The organism is Caenimonas terrae (genome assembly GCF_042655405.1).
Taxonomy (GTDB): Bacteria; Pseudomonadota; Gammaproteobacteria; order Burkholderiales; family Burkholderiaceae_C; genus Ramlibacter; species Ramlibacter terrae_A.
Genome location: NZ_JBHSMF010000009.1, coordinates 868,911 through 886,357, shown reverse-complemented (window position 1 = coordinate 886,357; position 17,447 = coordinate 868,911). Strand labels below are relative to the sequence as shown.

18 protein-coding genes are annotated in these 17,447 nt (G+C 70.1%); 14 read left to right on the top strand and 4 right to left on the bottom strand.

The window, feature by feature from the left end:
• The first annotated feature begins 20 nt into the window (after positions 1–20).
• Together ACFPOE_RS18100 and ACFPOE_RS18095 are read left to right on the top strand one after the other, a co-directional pair.
• Positions 21–1,196, top strand: a complete 1,176-nt coding sequence (locus ACFPOE_RS18100) for an NAD(P)/FAD-dependent oxidoreductase (RefSeq protein ID WP_376851687.1) — start codon at positions 21–23, stop codon at positions 1,194–1,196.
• Complete coding sequence (locus ACFPOE_RS18095; protein ID WP_376851686.1) at positions 1,196–1,705, top strand: DUF2127 domain-containing protein; 510 nt, start codon at positions 1,196–1,198, stop codon at positions 1,703–1,705. Before ACFPOE_RS18100 ends, ACFPOE_RS18095 begins: the two co-directional genes overlap by 1 nt.
• On the opposite strand, the gene ACFPOE_RS18090 is transcribed toward ACFPOE_RS18095, so the two are convergent.
• The 4 genes from ACFPOE_RS18090 to ACFPOE_RS18075 are packed head-to-tail and all read right to left on the bottom strand — an operon-like array spanning position 1,692 to position 5,089.
• Positions 1,692–2,690, bottom strand: coding sequence for a Bug family tripartite tricarboxylate transporter substrate binding protein (locus ACFPOE_RS18090; protein ID WP_376851685.1), 999 nt, complete (start codon positions 2,688–2,690; stop codon positions 1,692–1,694). The genes ACFPOE_RS18095 and ACFPOE_RS18090 overlap by 14 nt on opposite strands.
• Before the next feature lie 17 nt (positions 2,691–2,707).
• Positions 2,708–3,886, bottom strand: coding sequence for a 4-hydroxybenzoate 3-monooxygenase (locus ACFPOE_RS18085; RefSeq protein ID WP_376851684.1), 1,179 nt, complete (start codon positions 3,884–3,886; stop codon positions 2,708–2,710).
• Positions 3,886–4,725, bottom strand: a complete 840-nt coding sequence (locus ACFPOE_RS18080) for a class III extradiol dioxygenase family protein (protein WP_376851683.1) — start codon at positions 4,723–4,725, stop codon at positions 3,886–3,888. Before ACFPOE_RS18080 ends, ACFPOE_RS18085 begins: the two co-directional genes overlap by 1 nt.
• A 1-nt stretch (position 4,726) precedes the next feature.
• Positions 4,727–5,089: a protocatechuate 3,4-dioxygenase gene (locus ACFPOE_RS18075; protein ID WP_376851682.1), complete on the bottom strand. Its 363-nt coding sequence runs from the start codon at positions 5,087–5,089 to the stop codon at positions 4,727–4,729.
• A 100-nt stretch (positions 5,090–5,189) separates the two neighbouring features.
• On the opposite strand from ACFPOE_RS18075, the gene ACFPOE_RS18070 reads away from it, so the two are divergent.
• From ACFPOE_RS18070 to frdD, 12 genes are all read left to right on the top strand, one after another.
• Positions 5,190–5,741: a MarR family winged helix-turn-helix transcriptional regulator gene (locus ACFPOE_RS18070; protein WP_376851681.1), complete on the top strand. Its 552-nt coding sequence runs from the start codon at positions 5,190–5,192 to the stop codon at positions 5,739–5,741.
• Positions 5,742–5,921: 180 nt separating this feature from the next.
• The gene (locus ACFPOE_RS18065) at positions 5,922–6,569 is read left to right on the top strand and encodes a response regulator (protein ID WP_376851680.1); all 648 of its coding nucleotides are present in this window, start codon (positions 5,922–5,924) and stop codon (positions 6,567–6,569) included.
• 105 nt (positions 6,570–6,674) lie between these two features.
• Entirely contained in the window at positions 6,675–9,134 is a 2,460-nt protein-coding gene (locus ACFPOE_RS18060; protein ID WP_376851679.1) for an OmcA/MtrC family decaheme c-type cytochrome, read from the top strand.
• 2 nt (positions 9,135–9,136) lie between these two features.
• Complete coding sequence (locus ACFPOE_RS18055) at positions 9,137–10,108, top strand: DmsE family decaheme c-type cytochrome (protein WP_376851678.1); 972 nt, start codon at positions 9,137–9,139, stop codon at positions 10,106–10,108.
• A 7-nt stretch (positions 10,109–10,115) separates the two neighbouring features.
• Positions 10,116–12,314 (top strand): MtrB/PioB family decaheme-associated outer membrane protein, encoded by a 2,199-nt coding sequence (locus ACFPOE_RS18050; protein WP_376851677.1) that lies wholly within the window; start codon positions 10,116–10,118, stop codon positions 12,312–12,314.
• A 103-nt stretch (positions 12,315–12,417) separates the two neighbouring features.
• Positions 12,418–12,768: a c-type cytochrome gene (locus ACFPOE_RS18045; protein WP_376851676.1), complete on the top strand. Its 351-nt coding sequence runs from the start codon at positions 12,418–12,420 to the stop codon at positions 12,766–12,768.
• Positions 12,765–13,346 (top strand): NapC/NirT family cytochrome c, encoded by a 582-nt coding sequence (locus ACFPOE_RS18040; protein WP_376851675.1) that lies wholly within the window; start codon positions 12,765–12,767, stop codon positions 13,344–13,346. The genes ACFPOE_RS18045 and ACFPOE_RS18040 overlap by 4 nt, the downstream gene beginning before the upstream one ends.
• Entirely contained in the window at positions 13,343–14,077 is a 735-nt protein-coding gene (gene rquA, locus ACFPOE_RS18035) for a rhodoquinone biosynthesis methyltransferase RquA (RefSeq protein ID WP_376851674.1), read from the top strand. The genes ACFPOE_RS18040 and rquA overlap by 4 nt, the downstream gene beginning before the upstream one ends.
• Before the next feature lie 12 nt (positions 14,078–14,089).
• A complete protein-coding gene (gene frdA / locus ACFPOE_RS18030; protein ID WP_376851673.1) occupies positions 14,090–15,880 on the top strand; it encodes a fumarate reductase (quinol) flavoprotein subunit in 1,791 nt (596 codons plus the stop codon).
• Positions 15,873–16,622, top strand: coding sequence for a succinate dehydrogenase/fumarate reductase iron-sulfur subunit (locus ACFPOE_RS18025; protein WP_376851672.1), 750 nt, complete (start codon positions 15,873–15,875; stop codon positions 16,620–16,622). The genes frdA and ACFPOE_RS18025 overlap by 8 nt, the downstream gene beginning before the upstream one ends.
• Positions 16,622–17,032 carry a fumarate reductase subunit C gene (locus ACFPOE_RS18020; protein ID WP_376851671.1) on the top strand — a complete coding sequence of 137 codons (411 nt, stop codon included), beginning with the start codon at positions 16,622–16,624 and terminating at the stop codon, positions 17,030–17,032. The genes ACFPOE_RS18025 and ACFPOE_RS18020 overlap by 1 nt, the downstream gene beginning before the upstream one ends.
• Positions 17,029–17,385, top strand: coding sequence for a fumarate reductase subunit FrdD (gene frdD, locus ACFPOE_RS18015; RefSeq protein WP_376851670.1), 357 nt, complete (start codon positions 17,029–17,031; stop codon positions 17,383–17,385). Before ACFPOE_RS18020 ends, frdD begins: the two co-directional genes overlap by 4 nt.
• Positions 17,386–17,447: the final 62 nt, after the last annotated feature.

Genomic DNA, 17,447 nt, shown 5'->3' with positions numbered 1-17,447 from the left:
TCGACATACACTGCCAGCCCATGACCAGCTCGAGCCAACCGACCCTTGCGGCAGCGCGGCGCGCCGACTTCCTGGTCATCGGCGGCGGCATCGCCGCGGCCTCGGTCGGCCACTGGCTGGCGCCGCACGGCAGCGTCGTCCTGCTGGAGCGCGAGTCGCAGCCGGGCTACCACTCCACCGGCCGCTCGGCCGCCCTGTTCATGGAAAGCTACGGCACGCCGCAGGTGCGCGCCCTCACCATGGCCAGCCGCGCCTTCTTCGACCATCCGCCCGCCGGCTTCGCCGAACACCCGCTGCTGTCGCCGCGCGGCGCCCTGATGGTGGCCACGCCCGGCCAGGAGCACGCGCTGCAGCAGTGGTGGGACGTGTTGCGCAGCGTCACGCCGCGCGCCCGCCGGCTCACGCCGGCCCAGGCCTGCGCGCTGGTGCCGGTGCTGCGCCCGGACAAGGTCGCCGGCGCGGTGCTCGAGCCCGATGCCGCGGACATGGACGTGCACGCCATCCACCAGGGCTACCTGCGCGGCTTGCGGCGCGCCGGCGGCAGCGTCGTCTGCGACGCCGAGGTCACCGGCCTGCGGCGGGACGGCGGACTCTGGCGGGTGCAGGCCGGCGGACAAACATACGAGGCGCCGGTGCTGCTCAACGCCGCCGGCGCCTGGGCCGACCGGGTGGCGGCGCTGGCCGGCATCCCGGCGCTGGGGCTGCAGCCGCGGCGGCGCTCGGCCTTCATCTTCGCGCCGCCGGCCGGCGTCGATGCCGCGCCCTGGCCGATGGCGATCGGCGTCGGCGAAGACTGGTACTTCAAGCCCGATGCCGGCATGCTGCTGGGCTCGCCCGCCAACGCCGATCCGGTGGACCCGCAGGACGTGCAGCCGGAGGAGCTGGACATCGCGCTGGCCATCCACCGCATCGAGGAGATGACGACGCTGCAGATCCGCCGCCCCACCCGCACCTGGGCCGGGCTGCGCTCCTTCGTCGACGACGGCGACCTGGTCGGCGGCTTCGATCCCGCGGCGCCGGGCTTCTTCTGGGTTGCGGCCCAGGGCGGCTACGGCATCCAGACCTCGGCTGCGATGGGCGAGGCCTGCGCCGCGCTGGCCCGCGGCCTGCCGATTCCCGAACGGATCGCCGGCTTCGGCCTGACCGCAGCCATGCTCTCGCCGACGCGCCTGCGCGCCAAGGCGCCGGCCGCCTGATGCAGCCGACCCCGCCCTCCTCGCGGATCCGCCATGCCCAGGAACGCTCGGCGGCGATCCGGGCCGTCGCCTTCTTCGAAGCCTTCAAGGGCGCGCTGGTGCTGGCGGCCGGCAGCGGGCTGCTGCTGCTGGTGCACCGGGACGTGCACGCCATGGCGGCGGCGCTGGTGGAGCACTTGCACCTGAACCCGGCCTCGCACTATCCGACCATCTTTCTGGACGCCGCCGCCAACACCCAGGACAGCCGGCTGATGGCGCTGGCCGCCGGCGCCGCCGGCTACGCGACGCTGCGCCTGGTCGAGGCCTATGGCCTCTACCGCGAACGCGCCTGGGCCGAGGTGCTGGCCGCCGTCAGCGGCGCCGTCTACGTGCCGTTCGAGGTCGCCGGCCTGATCCGGCATCCGGGCTGGCACGGCGCGCTGCTGCTGGCGGTCAACCTGGGCATCGTCGGCCTGATGGTGGCGGCGCTGCTGAAGCGCCGGCGCGAGCGCGTGCTCAGTCCGCCTTGATGCCCCGCTCGCGGATCACCGCACCGTAGCGGCGGCTGTCGTCGGCCATCACGGCGGCGAACTGCGCCGGCGTCATCGGCGTCGGCTCGGCGCCGATGGCGGCAATCTGCGCCCGCACGGCCGGCAGGCCCAGGGCGTGGTTGATCTCGCGGTTCAGCCGCGCGACCACCTCCGGCGGCGTGCCGGCCGGCACGTAGAAGCCGTGCGTGGTGCCGGCGTCGAAGCCCTGGAGCCCCGCCTCGGCCAGCGTCGGCACGTCGGGGAAGGCCGACGACCGGTGCGCCACCGCCACCCCGAGCATCTTCAGCCGGCCGGCCCGCACTTGCTGCAGGGCGATGCCCGGATCGAAGTAGAAGTCGATCTGGCTGCTCAGCAGGCCCTGCAGCGCAGGCGACGCGCCCTTGTAGGGGACGTGCACCGCGTCGACGCCGGCCTGGCCCTTGAGCATCTCGCCGGCCAGGTGCAGGCCGGTGGCATTGCCGGCCGATCCGTAACTGAGCTTGCCCGGGTGGGCCTTCAGGTAGGCGATGAACTCGCGCAGGTTGTTGGGCGGCAGGTCGGGCCGGGTCACCAGGAACAGCGCCACCCGTGCCGCCGCGGCCACCGGCACCAGGTCCTTCTCGGTGTCGTAGGCCATCTTGGGATAGACGAACGGATTGGTGGTGATCGTGCTGCCCGCCGTCATCAGCACCGTGTAGCCGTCCGGCGGCGACTTGGCCACCAGCTCGGCGCCGATCATGCCGCTGGCACCGGAGCGGTTGTCCACCACCACCGGCTGGCCCAGGGCCTGCGCCAGCGGCCCCGACACGGCGCGTGCCAGCACGTCGGGCGAGCTGCCCGGCGGGAAGTTCACCACCAGCCGGATCGACTTGGTCGGCCAGCCGTCGCCCTGGGCCCGGGCCGCGGGCACGATGGCGACGGCCGAGACGGCCGCCAGCGCGGCCAGCAGGCAGCGGCGAAAACGAAGGGTCCTGGAATCATGCATTGGGGTCATCCTTGGTGTCAGGCCGCGATCGGCAATCCGGTGAAGTTCTCGGCGAACTGCAGCCGGCCGGCCGCTGTCCCCGTCATGTAGGCGAGATCGGCCCGCTGCAGCCGGCGCACGAAGGCGTTGTCGGCCGGGAACTGGTGGACCATCGTGCACAGCCCGGCCGAAAAGCGCTGCACCAGCCACATGCGCTCCAGGCAGGCCTGCGAATAGCGCTCCAGCCATCTCCCGTTGCCGCGCCGGTAGTGCTCCACCAGCCCGCGGCCCAGCACCTTGACGTCCGCCAGCGCCGAATTGAGGCCCTTGGCACCGGTGGGCGGCACGATGTGGGCGGCGTCGCCGGCCAGGAACAGCCGGCCGTATTGCATCGGCTCGGCCAGGAAGCTGCGCATCGCGGTCACGCCCTTCTGGGTGATCTTTCCCTCGTTGACCGGCGGCAGGCCGGGCACGTCCAGCCGCCTGTGCAGCGCGCTCCAGATGCGGTCGTCCGACCAGCCGTCCGGGTCCTCGTCGGGCTCGCACTGCAGGTAAAGACGGGTCACGCTCGGCGAGCGGATGCTCAGCATCGCGAAGCCTTCTTCATGGCAGCCCCAGGTGATTTCGCTGGTCGGCGCCGGCGCCTCGGCCAGGATGCCGAGCCAGCCGAAGGGATAGACGCGGTCGTACACCTTGAGCACGTCGGCCGGAATGGCATCGCGGCAGACGCCGCGGAAGCCGTCGCAGCCGGCCACGAAATCGCATTCCAGCCGCTGCGCCCGGCCGTCCTGCTCGAAGTGGATCACCGGGCGGGCGCCGTCCAGCCCCTCGATGCGCGTCACCGGCGCATCGAACAGCATCGGGCCGCCGGCCGCGGCGCGCGCCGCCATCAGGTCCGTCACCACCTCGTGCTGCGGATAGACCCAGGCGCTGCGCCCGCCGCTGGCGGCGTGGAAGTCCAGCCGGTGCGACGCGCCATCGAAGCGGAAGTCGATGGCGTGCTGCTCCAGGCCGCGGGCGGCGATGCCTGCGCCCAGCCCCAGCTCGCGCATCATCTCCACCGTGCCCTGCTCCAGCACGCCGGCGCGCAGCCGGGTGCGCACGTGCTCCTGGCCGGCGCGCTCCAGGATCACCGACTCGATGCCCTCCAGCTGCAGCAGGTGCGCCAGCATCAGGCCCGCCGGCCCCGCGCCGACGATCCCGACCTGCGTGCGCATCAGCCCTGCTCCTGCAGCGTGACCAGGCCCATGCCGGTGGTCATCGGCGCGTAATAGTTGCGGTGCACCTGCCTGGCGCCGGCCGACAGCGCCCCGCGCATCACCAGCCACATGATCAGCTCGATGCCCTCGACGCCGAACTTCTCCATCAGCACCTGGTGGCTCAGGCCCGCCAGCGCCTCGGGGTCGCTGACGATCTTGTCCAGGAAATCCAGGTCGTTGTCGCGGTGCATCTGGCCGAAGCTGCTGCCGGTCAGCTGGTGCGACATGCCACCGGTGCCGATGATGGCCACCTTGATGTCGCGCTCGCAGCTGTCCACCGCGCGGCGGATCGCCTGGCCCAGCTTGTAGCAGCGGCGCGCCGTCGGCAGCGGGTGCTGCAGCACGTTGACCGCGATCGGCACCGAGGCCACCGGCCAGCTGTCGGCCGGGTCGAAGCACAGGTGCATCGGCACCAGGAAGCCGTGCTCCACCGCCATCTCCTGGCACACCGTGATGTCGAATTCGTCGTACACCAGCGAGCGGCACAGGTGCTGCGAGAACGCCAGGTCGCCAGGAATGGCCGGCAGCGGCCGGGTGCCGAAGCCCTCGTCGGCGATGGCGTAGCTGTCGGCGCAGCCGATGGCGAAGGTCGGGTACTTGTCGAAGAAGAAGTCGGCGCCGTGGTCGTTGTAGACCATGATGGCGATGTCCGGCTTGATCTCCTGCAGCCAGGCGCGCACCGGCACGTAGGCGTCGAACAGCGGCTTCCAGGCCGGGGTCTCGGTCTTCTTGCGGTCGTAGGCGCCGCCGATGGAGGGAACGTGGGAAGTGCCGATGCCGGCAACGATGCGGCCCATGTCAGGTCGCTCCGGCGTCGTTGCGGGTGGCCAGGAACTGCTCGTAGCTTTCGCCGCGCATCGCCGCGCCCATCTTGTACAGGCCGTTGCCGGTCACCACGCCCAGCTTGAGCAGGAAGTAGATGTTGCCGCCGGCGCGCAGCAGGCCGGCGAAGTCGCGGGCCCGCACCAGCTTCTTCTCGTCATCGCTCAGCCCGAAGCGCGCCATGAAGGCCTCCTCGTCGGCCTGGAAGGCCTTGCGCTCGGCCGGCTGCGACAGCGCGTTGCACATCTTGTTGATGCGGTAGCCGCGCCACGACAGCGCGAGATCGAAGACCTCGGCGTCGCCGATCTTGGCGCCCGGCTCCAGTTGTGTTGTAGTCATGACTTGCATCAAGGTTGTTGGCTCCGATTCAGTGTATGGGCGCAACCGGTAATGCTTCTATACAACTACCTGCACATCGACCTGCACCTCGCGCCGCGCCATGAGCTTTGCCCGCCCCGCCACCGTCGAAGACCTGCTGAACTTCCGGCTGAGCCGCCTGCTGGAGAGCAGCGGCAGCATGGTGACGCGGCTGTGCGAGGGCCGCTACGGCATCACCCGCCGCGAGTGGCGGCTGATCTGCATCCTGGCCGCGCAGGGCCCGATGTCGCCGTCGCAGCTGGCCGAGCGCGCGCACCTGGAGCGCGCCCGCATCTCGCGCCACGTGGGCGACCTGGTGGCCAAGAAACTGGTCGACCGCGTGGGACTGGCGGGCGACAAGCGCCGCGCCAGCGTGGCGCTCAACGCGCGCGGCCGCCAGCTGCACGGCGAGTTGTTCCCGCAGTCGGTGCACTTCCACAAGCTGGTGCTGGAGGTGCTGGCGCCGGCCGAACGGGCCGCCTTCGACCTCGCGTTGTCGCGCCTCACGCAGGCGGCGGACCGCATCAGCGCATCGCAGGCCACGGGGGAAAAGGCCGACCGGCGGCACGGCGGCAGCCGCCGCGTCGGCGCCGGCGCCCCCACCTCGCTGCCCGACGGCTGGGGCTGCGGCTAATGGTCGAGCGCTCCTGCGCGCTGCAAGGTCCCCACAGGTGTGCTGCGGGCCGATTGCATTTCGGGAGCGCCGTTGATGTAAATCAAGCCACGGCTGCGCCACACTTCCACACTTGGGCGCAGACCATGCGGCTGGCGCGGGAAACAGCCGCGGCCCGCCGCCCACCGACCGGAGAAGCCCTTGAGACGCCAGGTACTGATCGCCGACGACCACCCCCTGATCCGCTACGGGCTGCGCTGCCTGCTGCGCGACTGCGATGACATCGGCATCGGCGGCGAAGCGTCCGACGGCCACGAAACGCTGCGCATGGTGCGCGGGCCGCAGCAGTGGGACCTGCTGGTGATGGACCTGTCGATGCCGGGACGCAACGGGCTGGAGCTGATCAAGCTGGTGAAGGCGGCGCAGCCGCGGCTGCCGGTGCTGGTGTTCAGCGAGTTCCTGGAGAACCTGTACGCCGTGCGCGCGATTCGCGCCGGCGCCTCCGGCTACCTGTCCAAGAAGGCCGGCGCCGACGACGTGCTGCTGGCGATGCGCCGCATCGCGGCCGGCAGCGTGTTCTTCAGCGAGCGCGTCACCGAGCTGCTGGCAACCCACCCCGGCCGCGACGCGCAGGAGCTGCCGCACACACGGCTCACCGACCGCGAGTACGGCATCTTCAGCCGCATCGTCAACGGCGCCCGGCTCACCGACATCGCCGACGAGCTCTCGCTCAGCGTCAAGACGGTGAGCACCCACAAGTCGAACATCCTGGAGAAGATGACGCTCGGCGGCCAGGTGGAACTGGTGCGCTACGCGATCGAGCACAAGCTGCTCGACGCCGCCGGTTAGGAGTTTTCCTAGCCCGACTTTGGTCGGCTTCCGATACCGGCCGGACGCCCCGCTCCTCAGAATGAAAAAACCGGCTTTACGCCGGGATTGGTGACGGAGGAAGACATGAACAAGAAGTCCTACCGGCTCTTCATGGCGTGCGCCGGCGCCATTGTCCTGGCCCTCGCCGGTTGCGGCGGCGGCAGCGGCGGATCCGCCCCGCCGCCGGAGCCGACGCCGGCCGCCACGCTGCAGCAGACGCTCGCCCAGGCCGCCGCCGTGCCGACCAACGACACCGCAGCCAACTCGTCCTCGGCGTTCGCCGTGCTGCAGTCGGCCGGCGTGCCGGCGGTGGTCGTCGCCAGCCCACCGAAGGTGAATTTCACGGTGTTCTCCGACGGCGCCGTCAAGCAGGGCCTGACGCTGTCCAACGTGAGCTTCGCGATCGCCAAGCTGGTTCCGGGCAGCAACGGCAATCCGGACCAGTGGGTCAACTACATCTACCGCACCGAGACCGCGACGGCGGGCGTCGGCCCCGGCGGCAAGCCGGTGCTGGCGACCGCGCAGCAGGCCACCACCGACGGCAAGCAGACCGACCCCGCGCTGGCCGCGGCCCAGCTGGTCTACAACGCGGACGGCTACTACACCTACACCTTCAAGACCGACATCAAGGACCCGACCAAGACCAACGGCGTGGTGTTCGAGCCGGACCGCACCCATCGCATCGCGATCCAGCTCAATTACAAGAACAGCGCCGGCGACACCATCCTGGTCAATCCGTATTTCGACCTCAGCTTCGACGCCAGCGGCAAGTCGGTGCCGGTGACCGACCCGGCCAAGACCCGCAAGATGACCGACGTCACCTCCTGCAACTCCTGCCACGAGAAGCTGGCGCTGCACGGCGGCGGCCGGGTGGACACGCAGTTCTGCGTGATGTGCCACAACCCCGGCACCACCGACGCCAACAGCGGCAACGTGCTGACCCTGGCCACCATGGCGCACAAGATCCACGCCGGCAAGCTGCTCAAGGCCAACCTGGACAACGGCAAGGGCGGCGAGGACTACACGATCTGGGGCTACCAGAACACCAAGGTCGGCTTCGCCGACGTCGGCTTCCCGCAGGACCTGCGCAACTGCACCAAGTGCCATTCGGGCGCCAACCCGAACACGCCGCAGGGCGACAACTGGAAGACCAAACCGAGCAAGGAAGCCTGCCTGACCTGCCACGCCAACCTGCCCGGCTCCGACTGGGATGCCAGCCACTCGGTGTTCGCCGGCACGCTGGTCAAGGCCGGCGCGGCGGCCAAGGACCTGAGCAACGCGCAGTGCGCGGACTGCCACCGGGTCGGCTCCAACATTTCGCCGGAACGGGTGCACTGGAACCAGAACGAGGAAGACGCCGCGCTGTACAAGATGAACATCGACAGCGTCGCCTACGACCCGGCCACGCGCAAGGTGACGGTCAAGTACTTCCTGTCGGACCCGACCAACAACAACGCCGCCTACAACCTGGTCACCTCCGAGTGCACCGCCGGCCCGGTCTGCTCCAACACGACCAAGTTCGGCAACCTGCGCTTCTACCTGGCCTACCAGACGCTGGCCGGGCAATCGACGGCGGTGACGGAGTTCACCAGCTTCAACAACGGCGGCAGCGGCGCCAACGTGTTCGCCTACACCGGCAGCAACGACGGCAGCAACCACTACACGGCCACGATCACGGTTCCGCCAGACACCACCACCAGCGTCGCCGCCGGCACCGCGAGAGTGGTGAGCATCGGGCAGATCAAGGAGCCGCTGCTGCAGGTGAAGTGGGCGACCGACCCGCGGCCCGAGGTGGTCCCCAGGACGCTGGTGAACACCGTGGTGCAGCACACCTTCAAGGAAGTGGCGCTGTCCGGCCCGCTGACGCCGCGCCGCACCATCGTCGCCACCGAGAAGTGCAACGCCTGCCACGGCGCGCTGGGCACCACCTCCGGCTCCAACACGCTGGCCGAGGCGTTCCACGGCGGCGCCCGCAACATCGTCGAGGCCTGCGTCACCTGCCACGACGCCAACCGGATGTCCACCAGCATCATGACCAACGGCCTGGCGCTCAACGAGTCGTACCAGTTCAAGCGGATGATCCACGGCATCCACGGCAACTCGCAGCGCACCTACCCGTTCACCCACGGCAACCTGGTGGTCGGTGCCTTCAACAAGGACGGCACCTCGATGACCGGCGGCCCGCCGCTGGCGCCCGACGTGGAGAACTACGCCGCCGAGGTCTCCTGGCCGGGCGTGGGCATCAACTGCAACGTCTGCCACGTGAACAACTCGTACAAGGTGGACCAGGGCCCGCTGGGCGCGGTGATCTCCAAGCCGGCCGGCGTCACCGACCCGATGCAGTGGCTGGTGATCTCGCCCAAGGCGGCCAGCTGCACCGCCTGCCACGATTCGCCCAAGGCGCTGGCCCACGTCACCAGCTTCGGCAACGCCTCGTTCGGCAACCGGACGCAGGCCCAGTCGCTGCAGACGCAGGAGATCTGCGCGGACTGCCACTCCAGCGGCGGCTTCAAGGGCGTGGACATCGTCCACGGACAGAAGTAGCCATGCGTTCGCGCCTGCTGCTGCTGGCAGCGCTGTTCCTGGCCCTGGCGGGCTGGGGCGGCGCCGCCTGGGCGGCGCAGGATGCCGAGGCATCGAAGGTGTGCGTCAAGTGCCACGACTCGGAAGACCTGCCCGACATGAGCCGCAGCGCGCACGCCGCCGTCGGCGACCCGCGCACGCCGGGTTGCGTCACCTGCCACGGTCCCAGCCTGGCGCACGTCACCAAGCCGCCGGGCGCCAAGGAACAGCCCAAGCCCGACATCGTGTTCGGCCGCAACACCGCCACGCCGCCGGACCAGCGCAACGGCGCCTGCCTGGGTTGCCACCAGAAGGACGCCAGGCGGATGCTGTGGGGCGGCAGCCCGCACGAGTCGGCCGACCTGGCCTGCTCCACCTGCCACAGGGTGCACGCCAACCAGGACAAGGTGCTGGCGCGCGTCACCGAACAGGAGGTGTGCCTGGGCTGCCACAAGGAGCAGCGCACGCAACTGGCGCGGCCCTCGCACCATCCGCTGCCCGAAGGCAAGATGGGCTGTTCGGACTGCCACAACCCGCACGGCTCGGCCGGCCCCAAGCTGGCCCGGCGCGACAGCATCAACGACACCTGCTACACCTGCCACGCGGAAAAGCGCGGGCCCTTCGTGCATTCGCACCAGCCGGTGAGCGAGGACTGCTCCACCTGCCACAACCCGCACGGCAGCACCGTGGCGGCGATGCTCAAGTCGCGCCCGCCGATGCTGTGCCAGGAATGCCACACGCCGCACGTCGCCGGCGGCGTCGGCGCGGTCGGCGGCCAGCGCGGCGTCTTCACGCTGGCGCCCGGCCAGCTCGCACCCGCGGTCACGGCCACCACGAACGGCAAGAACGTGGTCAACCTGTGGCAGGGGCGCAGCTGCCTGAACTGCCACACCCAGGTGCACGGCAGCAACAACCCGTCGACCGCCAATCCGTCGCCGGGCTTCCTGACGCGGTAGCGACGCCATGACCGCCTCCTGCACCTTCCCGGCCGCGCGCCTTCCGCTGCTGACGCTCGCTTTGCTGGCGGCCTACCCTTCGGCGCGGGCCGAGGACGGTCCGGTGGTGGACGCTTCCGCCAGCATCGGCATCGGCGTGATCGACGGCGACCGCCAGGACCGCCTGCTGTACGACCAGTACAGCGGCCTGCGGCCCGGCGCCGGCGTGATCGGCCTGGCCGGCGCGGACTACTACCGGCGCGACGACGAGCGCGGCACCAGCCTGCAGTTCGAGGCCGCCGACCTGCTCACCGGCAACCGCGAGCTGGGGTTGCGCTGGAAGCGTCCGGGCGACTGGAAGCTGTCGCTCAACTACGGCGAGCTGACCCGGCGCGCGCCGTTCACGGTCAATTCCGGCCTGGCCGGCGCCGGCTCCACCGCGCCGGGTGTCGTTGCGCTGCCGCAGGGGCCGGGCAGCGGATCGGACTTCGACCTCAAGACCACCCGCACCGCGCTCGGCGTGGCCTACAGCAAGGTGCTGTCGCGCGACTGGCAGCTCGATGCCAGCGTCAAGTCGGAAGACAAGGAAGGCTCGCGCCTGTTCGGCGTCGGCATGGCCTGCCCCTCGGTGATCGCGCCGGGCTGCGGCGTCACCACCGGCGTGCAGGCCGGCTCCGGCGTGCTGCTGCTGCCCGAGCCGATCGACTCCAACCACACCCAGGTCGAAGGGCGGCTCAGTTACGCCAGCGGCCAGCTGCGGCTGTCGGCCGGCTATTACGGCTCGTTCTATCGCAACGCCAACGGCAGCCTGACGCCGGCGGTACCGGGCGCGCTGTTCAATCCGGTCGGCAGCCTGTTCCCGCTGGCGCCCGGCCTGCAGTCGATCCTGGGCCAGCCGGTGGCGCTGCCGCCGGACAACCAGGCGCACCAGCTGGACCTGGCCGGCAGCTACAGCTTCACCCGCACGACACTGCTCAATTTCAAGCTCGCCTATTCGCAGGCCAGCCAGACCGCCAGCTTCGCCGCCATGGGACTGGGCGGTGCGCCGGCGGGCCGCTCCGACCTGGGCGGCAAGCTGGCCACCACGCTGGCGCAGGCGGGCCTGACGGCGCGGCCGCTGCCCAGGCTGTCTCTGACCGGCAACGTGCGCTACGAGCACCGCAGCGACACGACGCCGATCGCCCTCTACAACATCGAGGGCACGTCGCTCTTCACCAACCGGCAGCTGCCGCTGACCCGTTTCAGCGGCAAGCTGCAGGGCAGCTACCAGTTCAGCGGCGACTGGCGCGGCACGCTGGCGGTGGACGCAGAGAGCATCGACCGCGGCGAATTCACCGCCAGCAGCGCGATCGCCGGCGTCACGGCGCTGCGCCAGAAGACCGACGAGACCGGCGTGCGGGCGGAGCTGCGGCGCCGGATGTCGCAGGACCTGAGCGGCGCGATCAGCGTGGAGAGCCGCCGGCGCGACGGATCGAACTGGCTGCGCGACAACAGCGGCCTGGGCCTGACCGAGGTGCCGGACCCGTCCGCGCCCGGCGCCGGCCTGGCCAACGGCATCTTCAGCCCGACGCTGGCCGACCGCCGGCGCGACAAGGTGCGCCTGCACGCGGACTGGCAGCCCAATGAAAAACTGGCGTTCCAGCTCGCGGCCGAAGGCGGCCGGGACAGCTACCAGACGCCCAGCGCGTACGGGCTGCGCAGCAGCAGCATGAACCAGCTGAGCGTGGACTGGACCTACGTCGTCAGCACCGCGTGGAGCTTCAACGGCTATCTCTCCAGCGGACGGCAGCAGCTGGACCAGGCCCGGCCCGGCGCCGCCCTGCTGGCCTACGACAACCGCACCACCACGCTGGGGCTGGGCTTCACCGGCAAGCCGGCCGCGCGCTGGGAAGTGGGCGGCAGCCTCGCCTTCATCGAGGACCGCAACGCCTACAACCAGACGCTGGACGCGACCGCGGACGCCGGCAGCGCCGCCCTGCTGGCCGCCACCGGCGGACTGCCCGACATCACCTTCCGCCAGACCGCCGTGCGGCTGTTCGGCAAGTACACGCTGGACAAGCAGCGCTCGCTGCGGATCGACGTGGTGCACCAGCGCTCGTTCTCCAGCGACTGGTCCTGGGGCTACAACGGCGTGCCGTTCACCTATTCGGACGGCACCACCGTCAACGCGCGGCAATCGCAGAGCGTGAGCTTCATCGGCGTCACCTATACCCACCGCTGGCCCTAAGGCCGCGGCGGTTGACATGGATCAAAGGAAGCGCGTGCCGGCCAGCGACAGCCTGCGCCGGCTCGGGCACGCTGGACACCCACCTCGCCACAAGGACAAGACCATGAACAAAAGCAAGCCCGTCTTCCTGCAGGCCCTGGCCGCGGCCGCACTGCTGGGGGCGCTCGGCGCGCCAGCACTCTCGCACGCCGCCGACGCCGCCGCCGCCGAGGCGCTGGCGCGCCAGCAGAACTGCCTGAAGTGCCACTCGATCGACAAGAAGAAGGACGGCCCCTCGTTCAAGGAAGTGGCGGCCAAGTACAAGGGCAAGAGCGACGCCGAGCAGCGCCTGATCACCCACATCACCAGCGGCGAAAAGGCCAAGTTCCCCGACGGCCACGAGGAAGAGCACAAGATCATCAAGGCCAGCGCCGGCGACACCAAGAACCTGATCCAGTGGATCCTGTCCCTGTGAACGCGTTGCGCCGGCTCTGGAACGTGCTGGCGCGGCCCAGCGCGAAATACTCGCTGCTGGCGCTGCTGGCTGTGGGCTTCGTCGCCGGCGTGCTGTTCTGGGGCGGCTTCCACACGGCGATGGAATCGACCAACACGCTGGAGTTCTGCACCGGCTGCCACACCATGGCCGACAACTCGTTCAAGGAATACAAGACCACGGTGCACTACGCCAACCGCAGCGGCGTGCGCGCGGTGTGCTCGGACTGCCACGTGCCGCGCGACTGGGCGCACAAGGTGATGGCCAAGATCGGCGCCACCTCGGACGTGTACCACGAGATCCTGGGCAGCATCAGCACGCCGGAAAAATTCGAGGCGCGGCGCATGCAGATGGCGCAGCACCAGTGGGACCAGATGAAGGCCAGCGACTCGCGCGAGTGCCGCAACTGCCACAGCTTCGAGGCCATGAGCCCGGACGGCCAGAAGAAGTCCAACTACGACCGCCACATCAAGGCCAAGGCGCAAGGCAAGACCTGCATCGACTGCCACAAGGGCATCGCCCACCAGCTGCCCAAGGGCTACAAGGATCCCGACGAATGACGCCTCCTGTCTATGGCGCTGGGGCGGCCCTGCCCTCGCTCGCACGGCCCGCGCCCCGTGTCCCGGCGATCCCCGGTTACCTCGAGCAGGTGTACTGGTGGGCCTACGTCCATCCCAACGCCGTCCACGTCTTCGAGCGCGAGTGGCTGGTCAACCTGATCCTGTTCGGCAACTACGGCCGGTTGCGGGACGCGGCGCTGGCCGACCTCGGCGCCGAGGTCGGCGGCCGCACGCTGCAGGTGGCCTGCGTCTACGGCAACCTCACGGCCCGCCTGCAGCAGCGGCTGGCGCCCGGCGCCAACCTGGACGTGGTCGACATCCTGCCGATCCAGCTGCAGAACCTGGCCGGCAAGCTGCCGGCCGACCCGCGGGTGGCACTGCTGCACGGCGACTCCTCGGCGCTGGCCGCGCCCGACGCCAGCTACGACCAGGTGCTGCTGTTCTTCCTGCTGCACGAGCAGCCGGACCACGTGCGCCGCGGCACGCTGGCCGAGGCGATGCGGGTGGTCAGGCCCGGCGGCCGGATCGTGATCGTGGACTACCACCGGCCGGTGCCGCTGCATCCGCTGCGGCTGCTGATGACCGGCGTGTTCCGCCGGCTGGAACCGTACGCCATGGCCCTGTGGGAGCACCAGATCGAGGAGTTCATGCCGGCCGACTGCCGGCCGGCGGCGATCGAGCAGCGCACCTACTACGGCGGGCTGTACCAGAAGCTGGTGATCACCCGCTAGCGAGGCACCGGCATGGAGACCTTCCAGGCGGATGTGGCGATCGTCGGTGCCGGCGGCGCCGGGCTGCGGGCCGCCATCGCGGTGGCGCAAGCCGATCCCACGCTGAAGATCGCGCTGCTGTCCAAGGTCTATCCGATGCGCAGCCACACGGTGGCGGCCGAAGGCGGCGCCGCCGCGGTAACGCAGGCCCACGACAGCCTGGAGGCGCATTTCCACGACACGGTGGCCGGCGGCGACTGGCTGTGCGAGCAGGACGTGGTGGAGTTCTTCGTCGCCCACGCCCATGAAGAGATGGTGCAGATGGAGCACTGGGGCTGCCCCTGGAGCCGGACACCGGACGGTCACGCCAACGTGCGCGCCTTCGGCGGCATGCAGATCGAGCGCACCTGGTTCGCCGCCGACAAGACCGGCTTCCACATGCTGCACACGCTGTTCCAGACCTCGATCAAGTACCCCTCCATCAGGCGCTTCGACGAACACTTCTGCGTCGACCTGGTGGTGGACGAGGGGCGCGTGCAGGGCGTGGTCGCCATCGAGATCGCCACCGGCGCCTTCCGGCTGGTCCAGGCCCGCTCGGTGATCGTCGCCACCGGCGGCGCCGGCCGGGTGTTCCGCGAGAACACCAACGGCGGCATCGTGACCGGCGACGGCATGGCCCTGTCCTACCGCCAGGGCGTGCCGCTGCGCGACATGGAGTTCGTGCAGTACCACCCGACCTGCATGCCCGGCACCGGGCTGCTGTTCACCGAAGCCTGCCGGGGAGAGGGCGGCTTCCTGGTCAACAAGGACGGCTACCGCTACCTGCAGGACTACGGCCTGGGGCCGGCCTCGCCGACGCCGGTCAACAAGGCGATGGAGCTGGGTCCGCGCGATCGCCTCAGCCAGGCGTTCTGGCACGAGAAGCAGAAGGGGCGCACGATCAAGGGCCCGCACGGAGACGTGGTCCACCTGGACCTGCGGCACCTGGGCGAGAAGAAGCTGCGCGAGCGGCTGCCGCAGATCTACGAGCTGGCGGTGGAGTATCTCGGCGTCGACCCGGCGCTGGCGCCGATCCCGGTGCTGCCGGCAGTGCACTACACGATGGGCGGCATCGTCGCCGAACGCAACACCGCCTCGCCGCTGCCCGGGCTCTATTCGGCCGGCGAATGCTCCAGCGTCGGCATCCACGGCGCCAACCGGCTGGGCTCCAACTCGCTGACCGAGCTGATCGTGTTCGGCAAGGTCGCCGGCATCCAGGCCGCCGCCTTCGCCCGGGCGACGCCACCCGGCAATGCGCAGCGCCTGAACCAGCTGGCCAACGCCTGCGCGGAACAGGCGCAGGCGGTCGCGCTGCGCACCGGCGGCGGCGAGCGCATCGCCCCGCTGCGGCGCGAGATGGCGCAGAGCATGGAAGACGGCTGCGGCATCTACCGCACGGCCGCCACCATGCAGGCCACCTGCGACACGCTGGCGCAACTGCGCGAGCGCCTGCAGCGGGTGCGGCTGGACGACCGCTCGCGCGGCTGGAACACCGAATGGCTGCTGGCGATCGAGCTGGGCTACCAGCTGGAGGTGGCGCAGGCGATGGCGCACTCGGCGCTGGCGCGGCGCGAGTCGCGCGGCTCGCACCAGCGGTTGGACGGCTTCGCCGAGCGCGACGACGCGAACTACCTGAAGCACTCGCTGGCGCACTACAACGGCGCCGGCGCCCCCCGCATCGACTACGGCCCGGTGAAGATCACCAGCTCGCCGCCGGGCACCCGCGCCTACGGCGCCGCCGGCCAGGAGGCGGACCGCAAGGCCAGGGAGACGGCCCATGCATGACGGCCGCCGCATCGAGATCCGGGTGCTGCGCTACCGCCCGGAGCAGGAAGACAAGCCGGCCTGGCAAGGCTTCGACGTGCCTTACACCGACGACATGTCCGTGCTGCAGGGGCTGCAGTACATCAAGGACGAACTGGACGGCAGCCTGAGCTTCCGCTGGTCGTGCCGGATGGCGATCTGCGGCAGCTGCGGGATGATGGTCAACGACCGGCCGCGGCTGGCCTGCCAGACCTTCCTGCGCGAGCTGGCGCCCGGCCCGGTGAAGGTGGAGGCGCTGGCGCATTTCCCGATCGAGCGCGACCTGGTGGTGAACGTGGAGCCGTTCATGGAGAAGCTGCAGGCCATCAAACCCTGGCTGATCCCGAAGGAGCCGCGCACGCTGGCGCAGGGCGAATACCTGCAGACGCCGCACCAGCTGGAACTGATCGAGCAGTACAGCTCCTGCATCAACTGCATGCTGTGCTATGCCGGCTGCCCGCAGTTCGGCCTGGACTCCGACTTCACCGGCCCCGGCGTGCTGGCGCTGCTGCACCGCTACAACGCCGATTCGCGCGACGGCGGCAAGGCCCAGCGCATGGAGTTCATCAACACCGAGGAAGGCGTCTGGACCTGCACCGCGGTGGGCTACTGCTCGGTGGTCTGCCCCAAGAAGGTGGACCCGGCCAACGCGATCAACCAGAACAAGGTCAACAGCGCCAGGGACTATTTCCTGCGCTTCCTCTCGCCGAAGGGGCCGGCGTGATGCAGGACAAGGCGGTCCCGCGCCACGGCTACGTGCGCAGCATGAAGGGCTGGTGGACCACCGACCCGTTCTTCATGCGCTACATGGCACGCGAGGCGACGGCGCTGGCGGTGCTGGCCTACGCCCTGATCCTGATGCTGGGGCTGGTACGGCTGGCGCAGGGCGAGGCGGAGTGGAACGACTGGCTGGCGGCGCTGCGCTCGCCGTGGTCGATCGCGCTGCACGTGCTGCTGCTCGTGGCGATGGCGGTGCATGCACACAGCTGGTTCGAGGTCATGCCCAAGACCATGCCGATGCTGTTCATCGGCGGCCGGCGGGTGGAGGAGCGGGCCATCATGCGCGTCGGCTGGGCCGCCGCGGTGCTGGCAACGCTGGCCTTGCTGGCGCTGGCCTGGTGGCTGCGGCCATGAAGAAGCGCTCCAACGCGCCGGTGTTCTGGCTGCTGTTCGGCGCCGGCGGCATGCTGTCGGCGCTGTTCGGCGGCGCAATGGTGTTCGTCAGCGGCATCGCGGCGCCGCTGGGCTGGATGGGTGCCGGCTTCATGGACTATCCGCGCATGCTGGCCTTCTCGCAGCAGTGGTTCGCCAAGGGCTTCCTGTTCGCGGCGGTCATGCTGTTTGCCTGGCACGCGGTGCACCGCATCTACCACAGCCTGCACGACCTGGGCCTCCGCACCGGCGCCCCGGCCAAGCTGGCCTGCTACGGCACGGCGCTGGTGATCACGCTGATCTCGGCCGCCGCGCTGCTCGCCATCGGCTTCTAACGGTCCGCGGGCGGGCCGCTCGCCCGCTTGATGCACATCAACGGCGGCGGTGCGCCCGCAGC

Bases quoted from the DNA above. Each gene is read 5' to 3' on its own strand.
- ACFPOE_RS18100 (WP_376851687.1), top strand. From the start codon at position 21: ATGACCAGCTCGAGCCAACCGACCCTTGCGGCAGCGCGGCGCGCCGAC.
- ACFPOE_RS18095 (WP_376851686.1), top strand. From the start codon at position 1,196: ATGCAGCCGACCCCGCCCTCCTCGCGGATCCGCCATGCCCAGGAACGC.
- ACFPOE_RS18090 (WP_376851685.1), bottom strand. From the start codon at position 2,690: ATGCATGATTCCAGGACCCTTCGTTTTCGCCGCTGCCTGCTGGCCGCG.
- ACFPOE_RS18085 (WP_376851684.1), bottom strand. From the start codon at position 3,886: ATGCGCACGCAGGTCGGGATCGTCGGCGCGGGGCCGGCGGGCCTGATG.
- ACFPOE_RS18080 (WP_376851683.1), bottom strand. From the start codon at position 4,725: ATGGGCCGCATCGTTGCCGGCATCGGCACTTCCCACGTTCCCTCCATC.
- ACFPOE_RS18075 (WP_376851682.1), bottom strand. From the start codon at position 5,089: ATGACTACAACACAACTGGAGCCGGGCGCCAAGATCGGCGACGCCGAG.
- ACFPOE_RS18070 (WP_376851681.1), top strand. From the start codon at position 5,190: ATGAGCTTTGCCCGCCCCGCCACCGTCGAAGACCTGCTGAACTTCCGG.
- ACFPOE_RS18060 (WP_376851679.1), top strand. From the start codon at position 6,675: ATGAACAAGAAGTCCTACCGGCTCTTCATGGCGTGCGCCGGCGCCATT.
- ACFPOE_RS18055 (WP_376851678.1), top strand. From the start codon at position 9,137: ATGCGTTCGCGCCTGCTGCTGCTGGCAGCGCTGTTCCTGGCCCTGGCG.
- ACFPOE_RS18050 (WP_376851677.1), top strand. From the start codon at position 10,116: ATGACCGCCTCCTGCACCTTCCCGGCCGCGCGCCTTCCGCTGCTGACG.
- ACFPOE_RS18045 (WP_376851676.1), top strand. From the start codon at position 12,418: ATGAACAAAAGCAAGCCCGTCTTCCTGCAGGCCCTGGCCGCGGCCGCA.
- rquA (WP_376851674.1), top strand. From the start codon at position 13,343: ATGACGCCTCCTGTCTATGGCGCTGGGGCGGCCCTGCCCTCGCTCGCA.
- frdA (WP_376851673.1), top strand. From the start codon at position 14,090: ATGGAGACCTTCCAGGCGGATGTGGCGATCGTCGGTGCCGGCGGCGCC.
- ACFPOE_RS18025 (WP_376851672.1), top strand. From the start codon at position 15,873: ATGCATGACGGCCGCCGCATCGAGATCCGGGTGCTGCGCTACCGCCCG.
- ACFPOE_RS18020 (WP_376851671.1), top strand. From the start codon at position 16,622: ATGCAGGACAAGGCGGTCCCGCGCCACGGCTACGTGCGCAGCATGAAG.
- frdD (WP_376851670.1), top strand. From the start codon at position 17,029: ATGAAGAAGCGCTCCAACGCGCCGGTGTTCTGGCTGCTGTTCGGCGCC.